15 protein-coding genes and 1 pseudogene are annotated in these 20,552 nt (G+C 39.0%); 2 read left to right on the forward strand and 14 right to left on the reverse strand.

All coding sequences use genetic code 11. The features are described from left to right. Positions 1 to 130: 130 nt before the first annotated feature. From FFM51_RS00475 to FFM51_RS00500, 6 genes are all read right to left on the reverse strand, one after another. A complete protein-coding gene (locus FFM51_RS00475) occupies positions 131 to 1,027 on the reverse strand; it encodes an ADP-ribosylglycohydrolase family protein (protein WP_137596703.1) in 897 nt (298 codons plus the stop codon). A 387-nt stretch (positions 1,028 to 1,414) separates the two neighbouring features. Beyond that, positions 1,415 to 2,164: a glucose 1-dehydrogenase gene (locus FFM51_RS00480; RefSeq protein ID WP_137596704.1), complete on the reverse strand. Its 750-nt coding sequence runs from the start codon at positions 2,162 to 2,164 to the stop codon at positions 1,415 to 1,417. Between the two features lie 221 nt (positions 2,165 to 2,385). Then, complete coding sequence (locus FFM51_RS00485; protein ID WP_137596705.1) at positions 2,386 to 4,080, reverse strand: oleate hydratase; 1,695 nt, start codon at positions 4,078 to 4,080, stop codon at positions 2,386 to 2,388. Between the two features lie 170 nt (positions 4,081 to 4,250). Next, entirely contained in the window at positions 4,251 to 5,207 is a 957-nt protein-coding gene (locus FFM51_RS00490; protein ID WP_223875867.1) for an ROK family protein, read from the reverse strand. 37 nt (positions 5,208 to 5,244) lie between these two features. Further along, the gene (locus FFM51_RS00495) at positions 5,245 to 6,423 is read right to left on the reverse strand and encodes an MFS transporter (protein WP_137596707.1); all 1,179 of its coding nucleotides are present in this window, start codon (positions 6,421 to 6,423) and stop codon (positions 5,245 to 5,247) included. Positions 6,424 to 6,558: 135 nt separating this feature from the next. Continuing rightward, positions 6,559 to 7,749 carry an MFS transporter gene (locus FFM51_RS00500; RefSeq protein WP_137596708.1) on the reverse strand — a complete coding sequence of 397 codons (1,191 nt, stop codon included), beginning with the start codon at positions 7,747 to 7,749 and terminating at the stop codon, positions 6,559 to 6,561. 277 nt (positions 7,750 to 8,026) lie between these two features. On the opposite strand from FFM51_RS00500, the gene FFM51_RS00505 reads away from it, so the two are divergent. Then, on the forward strand, positions 8,027 to 8,821 hold the full coding sequence (locus FFM51_RS00505) for an SDR family NAD(P)-dependent oxidoreductase (protein ID WP_137596709.1): 795 nt from the start codon (positions 8,027 to 8,029) through the stop codon (positions 8,819 to 8,821). Positions 8,822 to 9,055: 234 nt separating this feature from the next. Here the strand turns inward: FFM51_RS00505 and FFM51_RS00510 are convergent, their stop codons facing one another. Together FFM51_RS00510 and FFM51_RS00515 are read right to left on the reverse strand one after the other, a co-directional pair. After that, the gene (locus FFM51_RS00510; protein ID WP_137596710.1) at positions 9,056 to 10,018 is read right to left on the reverse strand and encodes an AEC family transporter; all 963 of its coding nucleotides are present in this window, start codon (positions 10,016 to 10,018) and stop codon (positions 9,056 to 9,058) included. Positions 10,019 to 10,040: 22 nt separating this feature from the next. Beyond that, positions 10,041 to 11,690: pseudogene (locus tag FFM51_RS00515) on the reverse strand (malolactic enzyme). Positions 11,691 to 11,919: 229 nt separating this feature from the next. On the opposite strand from FFM51_RS00515, the gene FFM51_RS00520 reads away from it, so the two are divergent. Continuing rightward, on the forward strand, positions 11,920 to 12,816 hold the full coding sequence (locus FFM51_RS00520) for a LysR family transcriptional regulator (RefSeq protein ID WP_137596711.1): 897 nt from the start codon (positions 11,920 to 11,922) through the stop codon (positions 12,814 to 12,816). 3 nt (positions 12,817 to 12,819) lie between these two features. On the opposite strand, the gene FFM51_RS00525 is transcribed toward FFM51_RS00520, so the two are convergent. The 6 genes from FFM51_RS00525 to FFM51_RS00550 form a co-directional block, all read right to left on the reverse strand. Next, a complete protein-coding gene (locus FFM51_RS00525; RefSeq protein WP_137596712.1) occupies positions 12,820 to 13,890 on the reverse strand; it encodes a PTS sugar transporter subunit IIC in 1,071 nt (356 codons plus the stop codon). A gap of 26 nt (positions 13,891 to 13,916) precedes the next feature. Continuing rightward, positions 13,917 to 15,092, reverse strand: coding sequence for an aminotransferase class I/II-fold pyridoxal phosphate-dependent enzyme (locus tag FFM51_RS00530; protein WP_170999527.1), 1,176 nt, complete (start codon positions 15,090 to 15,092; stop codon positions 13,917 to 13,919). Between the two features lie 538 nt (positions 15,093 to 15,630). Further along, positions 15,631 to 16,068, reverse strand: a complete 438-nt coding sequence (locus tag FFM51_RS00535) for a GNAT family N-acetyltransferase (RefSeq protein WP_137596713.1) — start codon at positions 16,066 to 16,068, stop codon at positions 15,631 to 15,633. A 224-nt stretch (positions 16,069 to 16,292) separates the two neighbouring features. Next, a complete protein-coding gene (locus FFM51_RS00540) occupies positions 16,293 to 18,152 on the reverse strand; it encodes an FAD/NAD(P)-binding protein (protein ID WP_137596714.1) in 1,860 nt (619 codons plus the stop codon). A 234-nt stretch (positions 18,153 to 18,386) separates the two neighbouring features. Next, on the reverse strand, positions 18,387 to 19,607 hold the full coding sequence (locus FFM51_RS00545; protein WP_137596715.1) for an ABC transporter permease: 1,221 nt from the start codon (positions 19,605 to 19,607) through the stop codon (positions 18,387 to 18,389). Beyond that, a complete protein-coding gene (locus FFM51_RS00550; RefSeq protein ID WP_137596716.1) occupies positions 19,600 to 20,499 on the reverse strand; it encodes an ABC transporter ATP-binding protein in 900 nt (299 codons plus the stop codon). Before FFM51_RS00550 ends, FFM51_RS00545 begins: the two co-directional genes overlap by 8 nt. Between the last annotated feature and the right edge of the window lie 53 nt (positions 20,500 to 20,552).

Genomic DNA, 20,552 nt, shown 5'->3' on the forward strand with positions numbered 1-20,552 from the left:
CTACACTATTTCCGTATATAAGTAACAGTGCTTATACAACGTTAAGATTATCATTTAATTGATAGATTGAAAAGATTATTTATTGAGTCTTAGTGCGTATACTTATCAATAAATGGTTCAAATATTTCTTCTAAAAATTTATATTGACGAGTTCACTCATCCAGCTATTAGGTAAAACAACATTTTGATTTTTAAAAGCCATAATCGTTCCTGTGATTGATCCGATCGTATCTGTATCGCCACCCAAATTAACAGCTTCTAAAACTGCACTTTCATATGTGTTGTGCTTTAATGCTAGCCACACAGCTGCCTCCAACGTATCGACTACATACCCCGTTGATTTGACTTCTTCAATTGGTAAATCTTTAAAATTAGAACTAAAGATTCTCAAATAGTATGAAATTTCATGCTGATATTCTAGATATTCATCACCAATTTGCTCAACGCTTAATTTAGCGTTGAGAATTGCATCATTAATATTTGACCCTTTTTGTAAGTTCCACAGTATTTCCAAATAGATTAAACTACCAACTATCGCCCGCGGATGTCGATGTGTAACAGAGGTATAGTTACGATATTTATTAAATCTTGTCTGCAAATTGTTTTCGTTTTCCAATGTCAAGACTAGCGGTGCAAGCCTCATAATTGCACCATTGCCATTACCATATTCTGACGCTTCTCCACATTTCAGCGGATTTAATTTGTTAACTGCATAGTTTCTAATGGCCTTAGAACATGCATTCCCGATGTCAAAAATATTACCGGCCGGGGTCCACTCACCCTTTGTCATATATGCAACAAATTTATCCATTAATGATTTGTAATCACCATTTTCTGTTAAATTTTTAACTAAACATAGTGTCATTGATGTATCATCTGACCAGGTTCCTTTGGGTTGATTCCAAGAGCCAAATCCTGTCATTTCTGAAATATGATAACTACCTCTAGATTCGAATTCCACCGGTACTCCTAAGGCATCACCTAAAACTCCAGCGTATAAAATATCCCTCATTTTATCAGCTTCCATAAGCTCCTCTTTTCTTAACGATTTATGTATGTATTTATTCACTAACTTACCATAAATGAAGTCAAAAAAAGACCAGCAATTAAATTTTGCCGGCCCTTCTCTTAAATCGCATCAGTAGTTTTCACCGTTATTCACGGATGCTGATGCCTTAAGATGTTTTCCTATACTCAAAGCATCACCCCCTTTTTTGATTGGCTATAATTTAACACCGATGGCTGATTGGGTCAAATATTTTGAACGAGCGTTTTCTTTTAATGATTAAATCGGCTCCGAGAGCCAGGTGTTTCCGGTTAACCCAAAAAATGTCATGATCCACAAAGACCAGTGGATCATGACATTTTTTACGTTAATCCTCGACACCTTTCAGGCTCTCTCCGCACTCTGCTTTTAAGCTCTAACTCCGCCATCAACCACAAACTCAGCACCATTCGCATACTTAGATTCATCGCTACCCAAGTAAACACAAATCTCACCGATATCTTGCGGTTCACCCATATGGCCCACTGGAATGGTTGAGATAATAGCGTCACGCGCTTCCTTTGGTACGATATCTGTATCGATCCAGCCTGGATGAACTGAGTTTACTCGGATATTAATCTTACGTTGTGCCAGTGATAGTGCCACCGCATGCGTAAACATTCTGGTCCCACCCTTGGTTGCTGAATAGTCCGGTGCCATTGGTAATCCGACTAACCCTGCTACAGATGAAACGTTGATAATTGAGCCATTACCATTATTGGTTTCTTTCATGGCATTGATCCCGGCCTTCACACCTAAGAAATTACCAGTTAGGTTGATACTCATCGTCTTATTCCAGCTATCCAAACTCATCGATTCAATTGGTTGAGCGCCGCCACCAATCCCAGCGTTGTTAACTAACACATCCACTTTGCCAAACTTAGCAATGGTTTCCTTGATTACTTTATCCCAGTCTGCTTCAACAGCTACATCTTGTTGCACAAACAATGCATTATCGTCACCAAATTTAGCTACTGCTTGTTTACCGCCATCCACGTTATGGTTAGCAGTGATCACTACCTTAGCACCTTCGCGCACATAGCATTCTGCAATTCCTAGTCCAATCACTGCTACGCCACCTGTGATGATTGCTACTTTACCTTTTAATCTATCTGACATTGGTTAGATCTCCTTTTTGTTTAAGTTAGTTCTATTGTGCCATAAATCGCTTTCATTTTGGACTTTTTCGTCTTGAAACTTCTCCATTTTTTATTGATTAGATTGGCTCCGAGAGCCATGTTTTTCCGGTTAACCCAAAATAAGGAATGACTCACAAAGTTCAGTGAGCCATTCCTTATTTTACGTTAATCCTCGACACCTTTCAGGCTCTCTGCGCACACTTACATAAACATCTTCTTAGTAGCCCTTGCCAGCACCTTGGGATCCTTATCAAACCTTGGATTCTTGACTAACTTATCCATTGGCACTCCTGCAAAGTGGAAAGCTGCAATTTCACCCGACCGGGTGGCACTTTGTTCTGTGAAGACCATCTGGTATGGTTGTTCCACAAATTCACCCGTGAACGCTAAATTCGTTGAATGGGCTGGAATTACCTCTGGTCGATCTGCCTTAGCTCGATTATTAAATAACGCCGATGCATAAGGCATGTAAACCGGAATATTGTTGATCACACTGTCAAAGATTTCCTTTGCTTTATCTTGAATATTATTGGGGCCCGGATCGACCTTAGCCAGTTGACCAATCAACTCCTGCAACATTTCCTTTCCGGTCATCTTAATATACTGTTTATTAACAAATTCACCTGTCCGCCGTGGATACAAGAAATAACCCCAGATAACCGACTCATTCGATTTTTGGGTAGTGAAGTGTGGCTGGTGATGCACCACAATCGACATATTGACATCTTCATGACCCAAGTCAGTAATTGGCTTAGTTGAAATGAATGAATTCAGCGCATTTCCTGGCACTTGCGTTGTAATTCGTGCAATTTCATTTAATAATAAATGATTTTTTGTGGTCAATGTAAAGCTGACCCACTCACTGGCATCTCGGTCTGCAAAGAACTTATCAGGATTCCCCAAGTTATAAAAATGCTCTGTAGCTTTCTTCCATAGTCCAGAAGCAGCGCCATAATCCATGTTTTCTGGAGCTGGTGTATTATAATCACCCATTGTTGCTGAATCCGTAATAGAACCATTAGTGAAAAATACCGCTGTATCAGCATCAACTGGTACAGTTTGTGTTTCACCAGTTTCAGTATTTTCCATTTGTAACCCAGTGACAGTAATCTCATCTTGCATGGTCGTTTCTTTGAATTCCCAGTCTGTTACGCGGCGATTTAAGATAATCTTGCAACCCTGATCCTTCAAGTAATTGATCAACGGCAACATAATACTTTCATATTGATTGTACCGTGTGCGGTTAACCCCAACTAAATGTTCAATTTGAGTAAATTCATAGATCATTTGGTGCATATAACGCCGTAATTCTTGAACAGAACTGCGTGTTCGAAATGCGAACGTTGTTTCCCACATATACCAAAAGTTTGTCTGGAAAATGTGCGGAGAATTTTTGAAGTACTCTGCAATCGTAATATTATCGAGTTTTTCTTCTTGCGAATCAGGCATTAACACTAACTTACTCAATAACATTCGATCCTTGTTATCTAATCCCAGGTGCCCACCATTAATAATTCCTTTACCGCCTTGAAGAAGACGCGCTTTATCAAATGTCCGATGATGGGCATCAAAGTCACGGGTATCCTCAGCTGCTGTCATCCCCGGCTCTGTCGCTGATGGAATCCGATCCAGTAAATCCATTAAATCGACATACGTTCGGTAATTTAGCATTCGACCGCCTCGAGCAACATAGCCCTTGGTATTGTCAATTGGATGATTCTTATTCCAATATTCATCCGTCGTTGTATTAGTGGGCGCACCATCGTTAGATCCATGATCATCCAACGAATAAAACGTAATTGCGTCACCATGCCAATGTCCTTCTTGGATCAAATATACAGCCGCAGCCATATTAGATAGTCCCGCACCGATCATAATTGCTTTTGTTTTTGTCATTTTGGGCACCTCCAAGTATTTTGAATCCGCTTTCACCCCGATTATAGTTCTCTTAATAGTCAAAGTCTACCAAAATGATTGCCTAGGGCAACATTTATAATCGTTGATATAACAAACTCTTTTTTAACTGGCATGATTTATGCTCTCAACTAATGCCCTCATTTATTAGTCTATTTTAACCGGCGCTTAGCAACTATTGTTGCTCCCATCATCCCCGCACGATCGCCTAATTTAGCCGTCACGACTTGACACGCTACGACTGCAATCTTTAAGCCATGTGCTTTAATAGCATTCTTAGTTGGGGTTAACAATCGTTTACCGGCATTGGCCATCCCACCGCCGATAATGACCATGGCTGGATTAAATAAATTAATGGCATTTGCCAAGCCGTAACCAAGTAGTTCACCGGTTTCTTGCCATACGGTATGGGCTAATTGGTCGTGCTGCTCGTCTGCTTCAGATATCATCTTAGCGGTAATTTTACTGGGATCATTTTGCGTCCAATCTGTCAGAATACTCGTTTCGCCATCTTTCAGTTTCTCTTGCGCAGTTTTAACAATTCCCCGCGCTGAAACATAGCGACCCAAACACCCTGTACTACCACAAGCACACGGTCGCCCATGTCGATACATATTCATATGGCCCAGTTCACCAGCACTGGCAGTAGTGCCATATAAAACACGTCCATCGAGCACGACTCCGGAGCCCAATCCTGTACCCAGTGTCACCATTAACAGGTTTTGTTGTCCAATTCCCGCACCAAATTGCCATTCACCATATAAGTTTACTCGGACATCGTTATCAATGAACACCGGAACGTGAAACTGGTCTTCAAAAATTTGCTTGATTGGAACATCTTGCCAATTCATGAAGTTAGGTGAGAACTTAGATATTCCGGTATCAATATCAAGTAGCCCCGGTACACCAATGCCAATTGCTTTCAGTGCTGTTGCTTGAAGTTGATTTTGTGTCAATAAAGCCTGAACAGCTACAATCATATTATCAATCACTATCTTTGAATTTGTTTCAGACTGTGTGGCACGCCAAATTTCATCAACTGGTTGTAACTGATCATCAAACAACCCCACTTTAATATTTGTACCACCAAGATCGATTCCAATGAACATTTTACTCACCCCTTCAGCATCTTGTTTCACGTGAAACTTATTTATTGTAATTACCATCTGCATACAAATTTTTAACTAGCGCTACTGTTGCCGCCATCATGACAAAATACATCACTAAAATAAAATACGGCATCGTGTTAGAACCCAACTTTTGTGCTAGTAAGCCAAATAAAGCCGGCATCAACATGGTCCCCACGTATGAAGCCGCCATCTGAGTTCCCATAATTGATTGGGAAATATCTGCGCCAAAATTGCGCGGTGTCAGAAAAATTAGATTGGGAAAGACGGTGCTATTACCAAAGCCAATTAAGAATAGCCCCGCGCCTGCCATCATAACTGGTAATGGCAACAATAATATAATGATTCCCACCAATAAAATTGCTTGACCGCCAAAAATAATCCGCCAGCTAGATACTCTACTAGCAATAATTCCTGAAACAAATCGACCAATCGTAATACCCAGGTAGTATAGGGTCACAACCTGAGCGGCATTAGCAGCCACCATTGTTCTAGCGTTAACTAAATAAGTCGCACCCCAGATGCCACAAGTAAACTCAATGGCACAGGTACCTAAAAAGATTACCCACACCCATTGAACTCCCGGAACTTTCATTATTGCCTTAAACCCTAATGTCGTTGTAATCCCCATTGTGTGGTCGTGGTTAGCATGAACCTTTTGCCACAAGGGTAACGTTACAATTAATAAGACCGTGATACCGAGTTGCAAATAAAAAGCCATCCGATAGCCATTACGCCAAGCGTTATTATTTGCCAGTGCATGTGCCATCAAATACGGACTAAGTGAGACACCGATACCATAAAAACAATGTAAAAAACTCATCTGACTTGCTTTGTAGTGTAGCGCGACATAATTATTCAGTGCAGTATCAATCGCCCCTGCGCCTAATCCCAGTGGAATCGCAAATAGACATAACCACCAAATACTACTAGACATTGAGAATCCCAATAATGCTGTTGCAGTTAATCCGGTACTTAATGCTGTAACTTTATCCGTGCCAAAATGATTTATTACCCAGGCAATAATTAGACTGGCAATAATTGTCCCACCGGAAATCAGTAGTGACACATAGTTAGCTGCGGATAGCGGTAAATTAAATTCGTGATAAATTGCCGGCCATGCAGCACCGAACAAAGAATCAGGAATTCCTAAGCCAATAAAGGCAATATAAATAATAATTAACAGTAAAGTTGCCATAACTACTCCTTAAATGAAAGCCTATTCAAAGTATATAGTGTGAGTGTTGGCTAAGCAATCAAAAAAAGGCTGTAGTAAAAAAAACGATTGTTTTTTACTACAGCCCTTTATTATTGACTAATTTTATCACTCTTGTTATTTAGATATCGCTCTCAAATACCAGCCAGTAGCAATCAATAACAGCACGCCACAGATGGCAAAAATCCACGCTAACGAAATTACATCAGCAAGTGGTCCAAGCCCAAGACTCCCAATCAGTAGCATTAAACTACCAATCATTTGATACGCCGCAAACGTCCTGCCCATATACTCAGGTGCCGCGGTTGTTTGAATAATCACCGCTTGGGCAGTCATAATATACGGAAAGCTCCACCCTGCTAGAAACATTGTCATCAGATATAGCCACATATTAGGCATGAATCCCATTGCCACCATTGCGATGGCAAACCCACCAACGGCAATTCCAAGTACTCGTTCATTATTACTAAATTCTTTTTTCTTGGCCACTAGTAGTCCACTAATAATTGAACCACCGGCCCATAAAATCTCTTGGAGAGTTAAGTTAATAACTGTGGCGCCAAACTTTCGTTGAATTAACAGTAAACTTAATACGGTTGCTGGGGTCATTAGCAAGTATGCTAACGCATTGATCGTAAATAATCGTCGCAACTTTAGATTGTTGAATAAATACTTAAGCCCCGTCAATACTGCTTGTTCATGTTGCTTAATTGCCTCTGCTGCTTCATCCACCTTGACTATCTTGAGCTTAATTTTGGTCATACATAACAGTTCAATAGCAGCGGTAGCCACATCAATCATTAGCGCCCAATATAAATTAAAGTTGGCTAAAATCAAACCACCAATCATCGGTGAAAGTAATGTCGATAATGACATTAAAGTTTGATTGATACCATTAATTCGGGTTAATTCGTTTTCTGGCACCAATTGCGGATAGGCTGAGCTCACCGCCGGTTGTTGAATTCCCTGACCAATTGAGCGTAATGCCGCAAATAGCATCAGCAACCACAATGAACGTAGCCCCACGCCCCACATAACCGCAAGACCCAAAGTTAGTAGTGCAATTGATCCGTCAGCTCCCATGATCAGCCATTTTCGCGAGTAGCGATCTGCCCACGTCCCACCAATTAAACTAATTAAAATCTGTGGCAACAATGTACTAACTGTAGCCATTGCTAGCCACAATCCCGAATTAGTTGTTAAACTAATATACCAAGTTATCGCATACCCAGTAACCATGGTACCAAATAGTGAAATATTTTGACTCGCTAAAAATAAATAACCTTGTTTTTGCCAATGTTGTTCCATAAGTAAAACTCCTTTTTACCTCAGCGGAGTCATTGACAGCGCTGGGAAATTAATTTTGGGGTTGCTTGGTGGTTTTAACAACAAAAATTTTTGCCATCATAATTCTCCTTTGCATGACTAACATTGAATTAGTCGTTTACTATCCAATACAATACATAATTTAGTTAAAGAGGGCAACTTTTAAATATTTTGAATGGTTAAAAAGATACTTTTCTTGACCTATATCCGGCTTATAGTAATATGAACAAGCGTATTAGATTGAGAGGAGTAACTAACAATGGATTTACAATTAAATAATAAGACAGCTCTCATAACAGGCTCAACCAAAGGGATTGGTAAAGCAATTGCCATACAAATGGCTCGTGAAGGGGCCAATATCATTATTAACGGTCGCAGCAAAGAGGCCGTTGATGCGGTTGTAGCGCAACTCAAAACTGAATTTCCAGATAATCAGTTTTGTTCCGCTGCCTATGATTTAGCTGCTGAAGATCAGGTCGATCAATTAACTAAACAATTTGCCGATATCGATATTTTGGTCAATAACATGGGGATTTTTCAGCCAATGGACTACTACCAAATTGATGATGCGACCTGGCATAAATTTTTCGACACTAACGTCTTAGCCGGCAACCGGCTCGCCAAATTTTACCTACCTAAAATGATTCACCATGGCTTTGGTCGCATTATCTTTATTGCTAGTGAAGAAGCATTAATGCCCTCGGGTGAAATGGCACAATACAGTATGACTAAAACAATGAATCTTTCATTAGCCAAAAGCTTATCAAAATTGACTAAGGGAACAAATGTGACTGTCAATACAGTCATGCCTGGATCCACTCTGACTGAAGGTGTTCAGTCAATGCTTGATGCCATGTATAAAGATAGTGGTTTTTCACAAGCACAAAGAGAGCAAGATTTCATGAGCAAGCATCGCCCGTTGTCACAAATCCAACGGCTGATTAAGCCAGATGAGATTGGTCGATTTGTCACATTCGTGGCTAGTCCGTTAGCTGGAGCTTTTTCTGGTGAAGCTTTACGTATGGATGGCGGGATGGTTCCGACTATTTTCTAATTTACCGGTTTACTGTTTATTATTAAGCAAAAAAGATGGATGACAAAAAATAAATTTTGTCATCCATCTTTTTGGGCTGTTATGATCTGTTAGCTAATCGTTTTATTTTTATTGACAAAATGTGCTCCGCAAAGCAGTCACCTATGGTATAAGTAAATAAATCCTGTATACGCTAATCGCGTATACAGGATTTATTTACTTATACCACGGTGACTAAACGCTTTGCTACGCACTCTAGATATATTGTACCAACGTCATTAAAATTGGTACCACAACTACGAACAATACTGTACTAGTGGTTACCACATTGGTTGCGTACTCAACATCACCATGCGATTGCCCCGCCAAAATTGGTAAAACTGCTAGACCTGGTGCTGCTGACTGAATAATCAACGTACTTGATTCTAGTGATGGCATGACACTTCCGACATGGCCACTGACTAAAATAACGGTGATCATAATTGCTGGTGCAATAATGAATCGACCCAATAATGCCCAAATTGTGTCTTTATCAAAGTGGATTGATTTCAATCCTGCATCTGATAACACAATTCCAATATAGATCAAAGACATTGGTGTAACAATTCCACCAACCATGCTCAAGGTGGAATCAATCCAGCCTGGTACCGGAATTGCGAGGAGTAAAAATACTAATGCAACTAAGAAACCAAGTAGTGGTGCTGGTAGCAGCTTACGCCAATTGAAAGATTGATCTGAACTTTTTTCTTTAGTGGGATCATCATTTGAAATAAAGAATACCCCGATCGCCCATGTCGAAACAGTGTTCATAACATAGTAAATCAAGAAATACGGCATACTCTTAACACCAAATAATGCAGTGTTCAATGGTAACCCAATAAAAATTGTGTTGGCATTGACGAACATATTAATAAATGTTCCCCGACGGCCAGGTCGAACCCGTAGTAATTTACTCAACAGCCACGCAATTAAATACCCTACCGCGAAACTAATTAATGCGTATAACAAACCGCCAGACAACTCAACTAGTTTGTCACGCGTTAAATACTTCAACACTGAAACAAAAATTGAAGCTGGTAATGCAATGTTCATAATCAAAAACGAAATACTACCCTTAAAATTGTCATCAAACTTATTTTTCTGGCGCAAATAATACCCCAGCGCAATTACCAAAATAATCTCAACAACACTCTCCACCGAAGTGATGAAAGCAGTCATGATAACACTCCTTATCTAACCTTTATTTAATTAATTCATCTGATAATGATGAATATTTTGGTTCCCATTTAATATCAGCAACGGCCTTAGCTGCATCATTTGTTTCAACTCGACTAATTTCTTGCTCAATTGCACTAGCAGCAACTGCCTGAGCTACTGTTTGTGAAAAGTCAGCCAGCTTAGTGACAGGTGGCAATACTGCAGCCCCTGGTTGACTTGCATCGACAATTCCGCCAAGTGAATGTGCAGCCTTTGAAATCATTTCATCATTTAACACAGTTGCTTTAGCAGCTAACGTACCCAAACCAAGACCAGGATAAACCAAAGCATTATTGGCTTGGCCAATTTGGTAGGTTACACCATTATAGTTAACGTCTGGTGCTGGAATTCCCGTTGCTACTAATGCATGACCATCAGTCCATTTAATTAAATCCTCTGCCTTCGCTTCAGCTAACTTAGTTGGATTAGATAGTGGGAAGATAATTGGACGATCCGTATGTGCAGCCATTTCCTTAACAATATCTTCAGTAAACGTTCCTGGTTGAGTTGAGGTTCCCACTAAAATAGTTGGGTGAATGGCCTTAACCACAGCTGCCAAGCTCGTTAATTCATCAGGATGGTCAAATTCTGAACGCTTCCGAGCGAATGGTTTTTGTTCAGGAGTCAATGTTTCATCGTCATCAAATAACATCCCTTGCTTATCAATCATATAAAAATGAGTTCTTGCTTCTGCTTCGCTCATTCCTTGTTCAACCATTTCAGCCATGATTCGTTCCGTAATCCCAGCACCTGCAGTTCCAGCACCAAAACTTAGGTAACGTTGCTCACTTAACTTTTGCTTTGAAATTTGTAAAGCACCTAAAATACCGGCTAAGACAATAATTCCAGTACCTTGTATGTCATCGTTAAATGTAACAATGTCTTTTTGATATTTCTGCAAAATTTTAGCGGCATTATCACGGCCAAAATCCTCAAAGTGTAAGTACATTGCAGGAAATAGTGCTTCAGCATTTTGTACGAATTGATCAACAAACTCAAAGTACTGATCTCCACGAACTCGCTCATGACGATTACCTAAGTATAATGGATCGTCTAACAATGTTTGGTTATTGGTACCAACGTCCAATACAACTGGTAAAACATGACTTGGATCAATCCCAGCGGCAGCAGTATAAACCATTAACTTACCAACCGCAATATCAACTCCATTAGTCCCCCAGTCACCGATACCTAAAATACCTTCAGCATCAGTAACTACGATTAGTTGAATATCACGACCATCAGCTGCATTGATTAATGTTTCTTTCATTGAATCTGGATCATCAATCGACAAAAAGGCAGCAGACTGTGGATCAACGAATAGTTCCGACTAGTTTTCAATCGTATCAGCAATCGTTGGATCATATACGATTGGCATAAATTCAGCTACATGTTGGCTGAACAATTTGTAATACAACACACGGTTAGTATTGAAAATTTCCATCAAAAAAAGGCGTTTTTCAAGATTACTTGGCTTTGTTTGATACTGACCATAAGTTTGTGCAACTTGTTGGTCGAGTGTTTGAATCATCGGTGGAACTAGACCTGCCAAATGAAGGCTCTGTCGTTCTGCCTTTGAAAAAGCTGTTCCTTTATTTAAAAATGGATCGTTTAAAATTTGTGTTGGTTTCATAGATTATTCCTCACTTTCTGAATACAGTGAGCAGTCTAAGCCTTGCGAAAAACTATAGTCAAATCAGTTTGTTATGATAAAATATATTTATATGATAAATTTGAATGGGTTGGTTCGTTCGAGGAACCTAGACGTACGAACTAGCATTATTTATTGTGCTGAAACGTGTTAATTCAACCAGCCTTCTAGGGCTACCCGGTTGAATTAACACTCTAAGATTGGAGTTGCCATGAATTTTCGTGATTTGGAATATTTTGTTCAACTAGTTAAAGACCGGAATTATACTAAGACTGCTCAAGCCTTTAATATCAGTCAGCCAACCATTACATATGCTATTAAACGACTGGAAAACGAGCTCAAAGTCCAGCTATTTATTCGTGACCAATCTCATCATCAACTTGACTTAACGCTTGCTGGCCAAGAATTTAATGACCATGCTCAAAACATTTTACAAGAATTGACAACCGCAAAGGCCGATCTACTAGCGTTAAGCCAACAAAAAATTCGGTTTGGCTTACCACCAATAATTGGCACATATTATTTTCCCCAATTAGCAAAAGTTCTTATTAAGGAAAACATCATGTCCCATCTCCAAACCATAGAAGGTGGTTCCGCTACGCTGCAAGAAAAACTGTCAACCGGCGAACTAGACGTGGCTTTACTGGGTGCAATTTCACCACTAAAACTCAAAAATATTAAAACATTACCACTTGTCAGAACCGACTTTAAAGTGATTGTCAGTCCGGATCACCCTTTAAAAAACAAACAGTCCATTAATTTTGCTGCACTAAAAAACGAATCCTTCATTGCATTAAAAGAAGGATTCGTTCATCCAGCTGCATTTCGACAACTAACTACGGCTAATCATTTTCAACCGCAAATTGTCTATACAACTCCAGATATAAATGTATTAAAAGGCATGGTCCATGAAAATGTTGGTATCAGTCTTCTTAGCGAACTGGCCTTAAACAATGAACAAGAAGTTCATGCTATCGATTTAGCAGATCAAGATCAACCACATTTTGAGATTGTGCTAGCCTACCGGCCCCAGGTTAACCCCTTAATCGACAAACTGATCAATGCTTTGAGTCAGCCTGTAGATCAATTTCCATTTCCTGGGAAATAAAATTTATGCATAGTTCAATTGAAAATTAGTTGCATCATAGAAATGCCATTTATGTGCAAACAAATAGTGGCTGAGTAAGCCCATTATAATTGGTAGCACCAAAAACAACACCGTGATTAAACTAACCGAACCAAAAGTCGGTGCCCCCATGGCATCTAATGCTGCCAACGGGCCAATTAAACCAGAAAAACCAAATCCTGCACTCATTGCAGTTCCTTGAATATTGAATAACGCACCGATGCCACCCAGAATGCCGGCATTGATACTGATTGGAATCATTAATTTTGGCCGCGACATGATATTAGCCATCTGCATCTTAGGAGAACCCAGAAAATGAGCCAACGATGTTCCTACCGAATTAACTTTCCAACCATAGATAGCTAGTGCAAAGCTGGCAGCAACAATCCCTAAATTAGCTGATCCTGCTGCAACGCCATGAATATTAATAGCTGCTGCAATTCCAACAGAAGAAATTGGAGAAATAATCAACAATGCAAAGATAATTCCAAGTAAAATCCCCATAATTATCGGTTGTAAATTAGTCAACTGCATAATTCCAATCCCAAGGATTTGGGTGATTTTACTAACTGGACTCAGTGTCAAACTACCAATTCCACCTGCAATCACCAGCACTAGCATCGGAATCAACAAAATGGTGTAAGCTTTCAACCGTTCACCCAATAATAGAATTAACAAGTACCCAATTAAAATTGTAATCGCAATATTAATCACATCACCTGTGCCGCTAACAACAAATCCATTGGCACCTGGTTTGAAATTCCCCGCTCCCATGACAGCAGCCAGAGAAAGTGATGTTGTTTGAATTGGTGAAAAATGTGCTAGCATTCCGACACAAACGGCACTCACCGCTGGTAACAAAACCATCGCTGCATTTGTCAGCGCCATAACTGAACTGGCAGCTGGAAAAATCGGCACAATCGCCTTCAAAATCTTATTTAGTAACGCACTAGGCACAAGTGCAACAATAATTCCAATCGACAATCCATTTAGGACATTCATAATTACTTCACGACTAGTTGGTTTGGTTGATTTTATGGGTACATTTTGTGTCATTAAGAGTTCTCCTTGCATTTAATAGTTTATGCTGTTTTTTGCTGAACATAGGCTTGAATTCGGCTAACTGCTTTATTTAAATCTTCAGTGCTAGCTGCATAACTAAGTCTAACGTACCCTTCACCTCCAGGTCCAAAAGAAGCCCCTGGAATGACCGCAACTTTTGCTTCTTTAGCTAGTTCATAGCAGAATTTCCAACTATCCTGGGTTAAAGTTGCTGGAATTTTAGCGAACAGATAAAAGGCACCATTAGGACTAGCACATGTAAAACCAGCTTTTGCTAACCCGTCTAATAATAAATCACGTCGTTTACGATATGTTTCGCGCATTTTAGCACCATCATCCATTCCATGTTCAAATGCTTCTTGTGCTGCTACTTGAGCATTTGTGGTAGCCGATGTGATTGCAAATTGGTGCACCTTACCGATTTGAGTAATCACGTCCGCCGGCCCGCACAACAATCCAATTCTCCAGCCAGTCATTGCGTGCGACTTTGATACTCCATTCAACACTAATGTCTGCTCAGGTAGAATTGTTCCCATTGAAGCATGAGTCCCATCATATGTTAGCTCGCTGTAAATTTCATCACTGATGCAAAAAATATCATGTTGGGCAATGACTGCAGCTAGCTTTTCTAAATCTGCCTTTTTGTAGGTAACTCCGGTTGGATTTGTGGGGAAATTAAGAATAACTGCTTTAACAGTATCTTTATTTTCCTCAATTGCAGCGGCCAATTTTTCTGGCGAAAGGATGAACCCATCATCTGAAGTATCGACAAAGATTGGTTTCGCGCCATTCAACATGGTAACTGGAATATAAAGCGGAAAAATTGGCGTAGGAATAATAACTGTGTCGCCAGCGTTTAAAATTGCGGTTAAGGAAGAGTAAATTGCCTCTGTCGCTCCTGTAGTAACTAAAATTTGAGATTCAGGATCATAGTCTAATGCATATTTTTGTTTTAAAAAATTGGCAGCTGCTGTACGTAATCCTAAAATACCACGAGAGTTAGTATAGTGGCTTTCGTTATTTTCAATACTCTTAATTGCTGCCTGTTTCACGTGGTCTGGCGTGTTAAAATCAGGCTCCCCAAGCGTTAATTTGACGATATCTGGAATTTCAGCAATTTCTTGATTAAATTTCAAAATATCAGATGGAGTTAAAGCAGCAACTTCTTTTTTCATACGACCAATCAAACGACTCATTTCTATTCCTCCTAAAATCAGAGTGTTCATTCAACCGGGTAAATGTCGAAAGCTAAGTTAATTAATCATTGTTTGCGAATTTGGCGAATAATGGTTAATTAATTTAGCTCTAGCCATTTGGTTGAATTGACACGTTTCAGCAACAAAGCACTAATCAAACTATATTGATGTTCAACCCAAGTAATACAAGATAAACCGCGATTGAACTTCATACATCCGTGATCAATTAGCACCTAACAACAAAAACCCCTCACAGTCACTTAACATGACTGCAAGGGGTTCATTGGTACTACTTTCCCAGCCCACACAGTCAATTACCGTGATCTGTGCAGCCGGTTTATTTCAACCTAAAAGACTTTCGGCTCCCACAAATCACACATGGAAAAACCGGAAGTAATATCGGCAATTATTCAATTGAGTTTGTGATACTTGAACCATAATTAAAAACTCCTTTGAAATAAATATGCTTTTATCATACCATTTTAATTTTTATAATCAATCCTTAATTTTAAGTTCATTAGCAAAGACGACTATTAATCTATTTACTCCATTTCATGTGGAGCTCCTGCTCACCAGTTTCAGCATCAAATGATTTTGCAATAATCGTAAAATTATTAGCTTGATAAAATTTAATAGCAGCTATATTTTTGACGAATACTCCTAAGTCTAATTCAGAGTGATCCTCTTTTAATGCCATAACAATTGCCTTACCGATGCCACTACACCGATATTTATGCGCAACAAATATCCCCGCAATATAATTACCAACAAGCCCTGTGAATCCAACAATCGCATTGTCTTTTTTAACTATATAAACATTAGCTGATGCAATTTGCGTTCTAACATCATCGACAGCATTTGACCAATATGACGGCTCAATAAAGTCATGGGCTTCCAAATTACTTGTCAGCCAAATCTGCATAATTTGGTTTAATTCTAACTTATTAATGTATTTTAAACGCTTTACTTCCATCATTACTCCTAATTGTCACGATGTTGTTTCACATGAAACAGTGCAATTCATCCCACAATTATTTAATGTTCAGTTACCTTCACAACATAATTATGTTATACTATCTCCCGAAGGTGCCAAATCTTAGCGAACGGAAGACGTTCGTTGCGTGTTTACACGCCGCGCTCTAATACTGAGCGTTTTAACAGCCACTACCGACTACTTAGGTGGCTGTTTTTTTTGTGCCATTAAATCAAACTTTTAAAAATTTGATCCACAATCGCATCCCCTGACCGAAACGTAACATCATTAATATATGGTCGTGGACTAGCAGTCGTAAACCACTGTTTACCCTCCGTTGGAATTCCCCAAACATACAAATGTTGATTAGCTTCACCATCTACAATCAACTGTTGCGTTACAGTATCAACATTCAAAGCACCAGTCTTAAATTCTGTACCATCAGCTAAAACCAATTCGTGTGGTTGTGCTAATTTATCAGCAAGTAAATGCTGCATTAACTGATTTTGACTCTGTTCGACCTTAATAGATGGCAACCGTGCCTCCAATAAATAGTCAGCTGTGTATCGTTGCTCTGGTTTTAACTTTGACCAAGTAACAAATTTAGCTACGTGCTCATCTGTATCAACCATCATTTCTGGTCCTAGTATTTTAACAATTCCAGCTAAAACTAATGCTCGTAGCTCTTCAATTCTAATTTCTGGTGGTCCAACCGCTAAATGTGAGTTTTCATAATTAAATTGACCTAAAAAGTCCTTGCGATAATCATCTGGACTCAAAAGCTGATAATTAACAATTTGCCGTAACACGTCGCGAATATCACGAAAAACTTCTAGTGCTGAGGTTAAAGGACCTGTTTTTGTTCCTTCATTAGCAGCATCTGCATCTCGTTGTAAATAGTCAGCCATTACTTCAGGGTCCGAACTATCACCAATAAACTTAGTGGGATTCATTAATTTTTCCCAATTAAAATAATCGTCACTATCAATCTCAGATTGCAAAACTACCTGGGTTGGATCTGTTGCCAAAGCAAATTGTGTTAAAAATTTCTCAACATTCATTTGTGAATATTTTTGCTGAATTAGTTTTTCGTAATAAACATATTCAACCTCATGATGGGCCATTGTTAAAAAATCTTCTCCAGCAATCCCACCTTTTAATTGAACATCATGAAACCATTTTGGCGTAAAAAAGTGAGCCGTTGCTCGTTCATCATTCTTTTTTTCATTACGTCCTTTGGCTCGCAGTGGCACCCCTAGGCGTGAACCTGCTACAATTTTTGGTTCTCGACCAGAAGCATGATAAACCAATTGACCGGCACTAGCACGTGTAAACTTACCACCACGACCGGTGGTTAACATAGCGACTGCATCAAAAAAGCTTAGTCCGAGTCCTCGAGCAATCATCGTTTGACCCGCTGCCAAGTTTTCAAAATCGTACTCTTGTGGCTGTGTTGGATAAATGTAATTAATCCCAACTTGATTAGCAAACTGGCGTAGTTTAACTTGCTCTGGAGTAGGTTTGTTTTCACAATGTCCTAGCGCCATCACAACATAGTCCGCATGCAGCTCATGATTACTAGTTTGAACTAGGTATTCATTTTCATTCACTCCAGATTGAACCTTAATTGCTTCTTCATACACCATTGATAAAGTGATTTCAGCAATTAAACGGGTTTGTAAATATTCATAAAACCAATTCAAATAAACACCGAATAGTCCCCGTGAGGCATACCCATTGCTCTTCAGATCTGTGATTTCGTTTAGTAACTCTTTTTTTTGTGCAATATTATTTTCTTGAATATATTGCGCTGCTTTGGTTTTGATCCAATCATACAAATTCAATCCAGGTACAATTGGACCGTTGATTTCACTTGTTTGATCAGTGAACATCGTAATTTGGTCCGGGTTAGTATTCATAATTAAGTCGTGTGACTGATTGGGTTGCCACACACGACCGCCCACACCAAATGGATCAACCAGCGTGATGGTTAATTGACCAAATTGATCTGTCTTTTTTTGCCGTTCAATTATTCTTTCCGCTGCCACTAATCCACGTGGCCCCGCTCCGATTAACACAATATCCATAAATATCCTCCAGAAAGTAAATCAATAAGTTCAGTATATTTCTATCAATATGTTTTTGCACGTTTTTAGTTAAAAATGATAGCTATTACTCGTATATTTCGATGAATTTTGATCTCTAAGTAAAGATTTCAGTGTAATCTAAAAATAAGCACACCGTGATTCAAAATACGAATCATGGTGTGCTTATTTTCACGTTACATTTCAACTCCTAAACGGGGGTGATCACAATCTCTTTTATTGATAACTAATCCCACGCTTAAATCTTTTCCAGAAACTTGTATCATCCGTTTGCAACATCAGTCCCTCATAAATTCGACTGATGTACTGAACCATCAAGATAATACTACCAATTAAAATTAACAGTGAAATTGCTACTTCCCAACCATTCACACTTTGATCAATGATCCGTAACGGCATGAAATATGATGAAAAGAATGGAACGTATGACATAATTTTAACGATCATTACATCGGCGTTATTTTGAAATGGAAAAGTCGCAAAAAAGGCAATCATTCCCAAGTAAGTCGCTGGTTGTGCTGCTTTAGTAGCATCCTCTGCCTTAGCAACTAGTGCGCCACTAAAGGCGGATAAGATAGTATATAAAATAACTCCTAAAAATAAAAAGACCAAGTTAATGCTGAGTAAATTAGATAATACTTGGCTAATTAAATCCTGATTACTATTCACAAAACCTTTGGTAAAGGACATATGTTGAGCCACAAGATAGCTACTCCAACCTCCAACTACATAAGCCACTAATTGAGTCAAAATAACCAACAATACTCCTAAAATTTTACCGACAAAATATTTTCCCGCAGTGGTGCTCGAAAATATTATTTTCATAATTTTGGTGCCTTTTTCGGAAGCAATTTCAGTAGCTGTAATTGACGAATACGTAATCAAGATCATATATACCATCACGACCATTATCCAAAACGAAATCAGTCGTGCGATTTTTGCTCGCCCAGTTTTTTTATGAACGATTTCATTGTATTGTGGCTGCTGTTGCAGTGCTTTCGCTTGGTCAGGGCTCAACTTAGCATTGGCGAGATTAAGTTGCTGCTGTTGTTGCACGATAAATGAATTAACTTGATTCTTAATCTGAACTTCAGGTGTTTGCCCACCACGAAAAGTTGCTGATACCCTTGTTGCTGTGGTGTCAAAGATAACATACCCTGTAATTTGATTTTCTGCAACTGCCTTTTTAGCTTCTTTTACCGAATCGACTGATGCTTTTACTTCATCTTTATTTTGCTGAATAAACTGCTTTCTAAGCGCAGAATGTTCTGAAATAACAGCGATTTTATTACTGCTTTCGCCAGAACTATAGTTAATATAGCCTAATCCAAATGACAATACCAAAATCAAAAACGGTGCGATTACAAGTGCCAAGAAACTCCAGGATTTGATTTGCCGCAGAAAAGTTTCTACCGTGATAATCCAAAGTTTACGCATTTGGTTCACCTGCCTTCAACTTAAAAATTTCATCCAATGTAGGTGCTTGTTGACTGAACTCTTCAACATATTTTCCGTTGGTTAACTGTTGAAATAAATCTGGACCAACAGCCGGGTCATCCAGCTTCAGTAAATATCGATGATCAGCCAGTCGTTCAACTGCAGTTACGTGCGCTAATTTAATCAACCGGTCGTAATCCCAACTATTTGTAGTAACAAATAAATGATTCTTACCAAACTGGCTCCGAACATCTTCTATTCGACCACTTAATACCACTCGACCTGCTTTAAGCATAATTAATTGATCACATAATGTTTCAACATTCCCCATATCATGACTAGAAAAAATAATTGCCGTTCCTTGTTTTTTGGCCTCAAAAATCGCTTGTTCTAACAAATCTACGTTAACTGGATCAAGTCCGCTAAATGGTTCGTCCAAAATTAATAGTTTCGGTTGATGAATTAGTGTACATATTAGCTGTATTTTTTGTTGATTTCCTTTCGATAAATCCTTAATCTTGTCAGTCCGTTTCCCCTTAACGGCAAATTTATCCAGCCAGACATCAATTTTTGGCCTGATCTCTTTGGCCGCTTTACCTTTTAGTCGCGCTAAATAAATGATCTGCTGTTCAACAGTCAATTTAGGCATTAAACTACGTTCTTCAGGTAAGTAGCCAATTTCATTAAAAACGGTTTCCGTAATTGGAGCATCATTCCAACTAATCTGACCATCATATTTCAAAAAATTCAAAATGCTATGAAATGAAGTCGACTTCCCAGCACCGTTTTGTCCAATTAGTCCCATAATTTGCCCAGACTGAACACTAAAGCTAACATCATTTAACGCTTGTAAATCCCCAAATTGTTTTGACAAGTGCTTAATTTCTAACATCGTTTTCCTCCCATCCATTGATAACTTCAATGCTTATACTTCCTAATTCTAAT

The sequence above is a fragment of the Paucilactobacillus kaifaensis genome (assembly GCF_005405145.1).
GTDB classification, from domain to species: domain Bacteria; phylum Bacillota; class Bacilli; order Lactobacillales; family Lactobacillaceae; genus Paucilactobacillus; species Paucilactobacillus kaifaensis.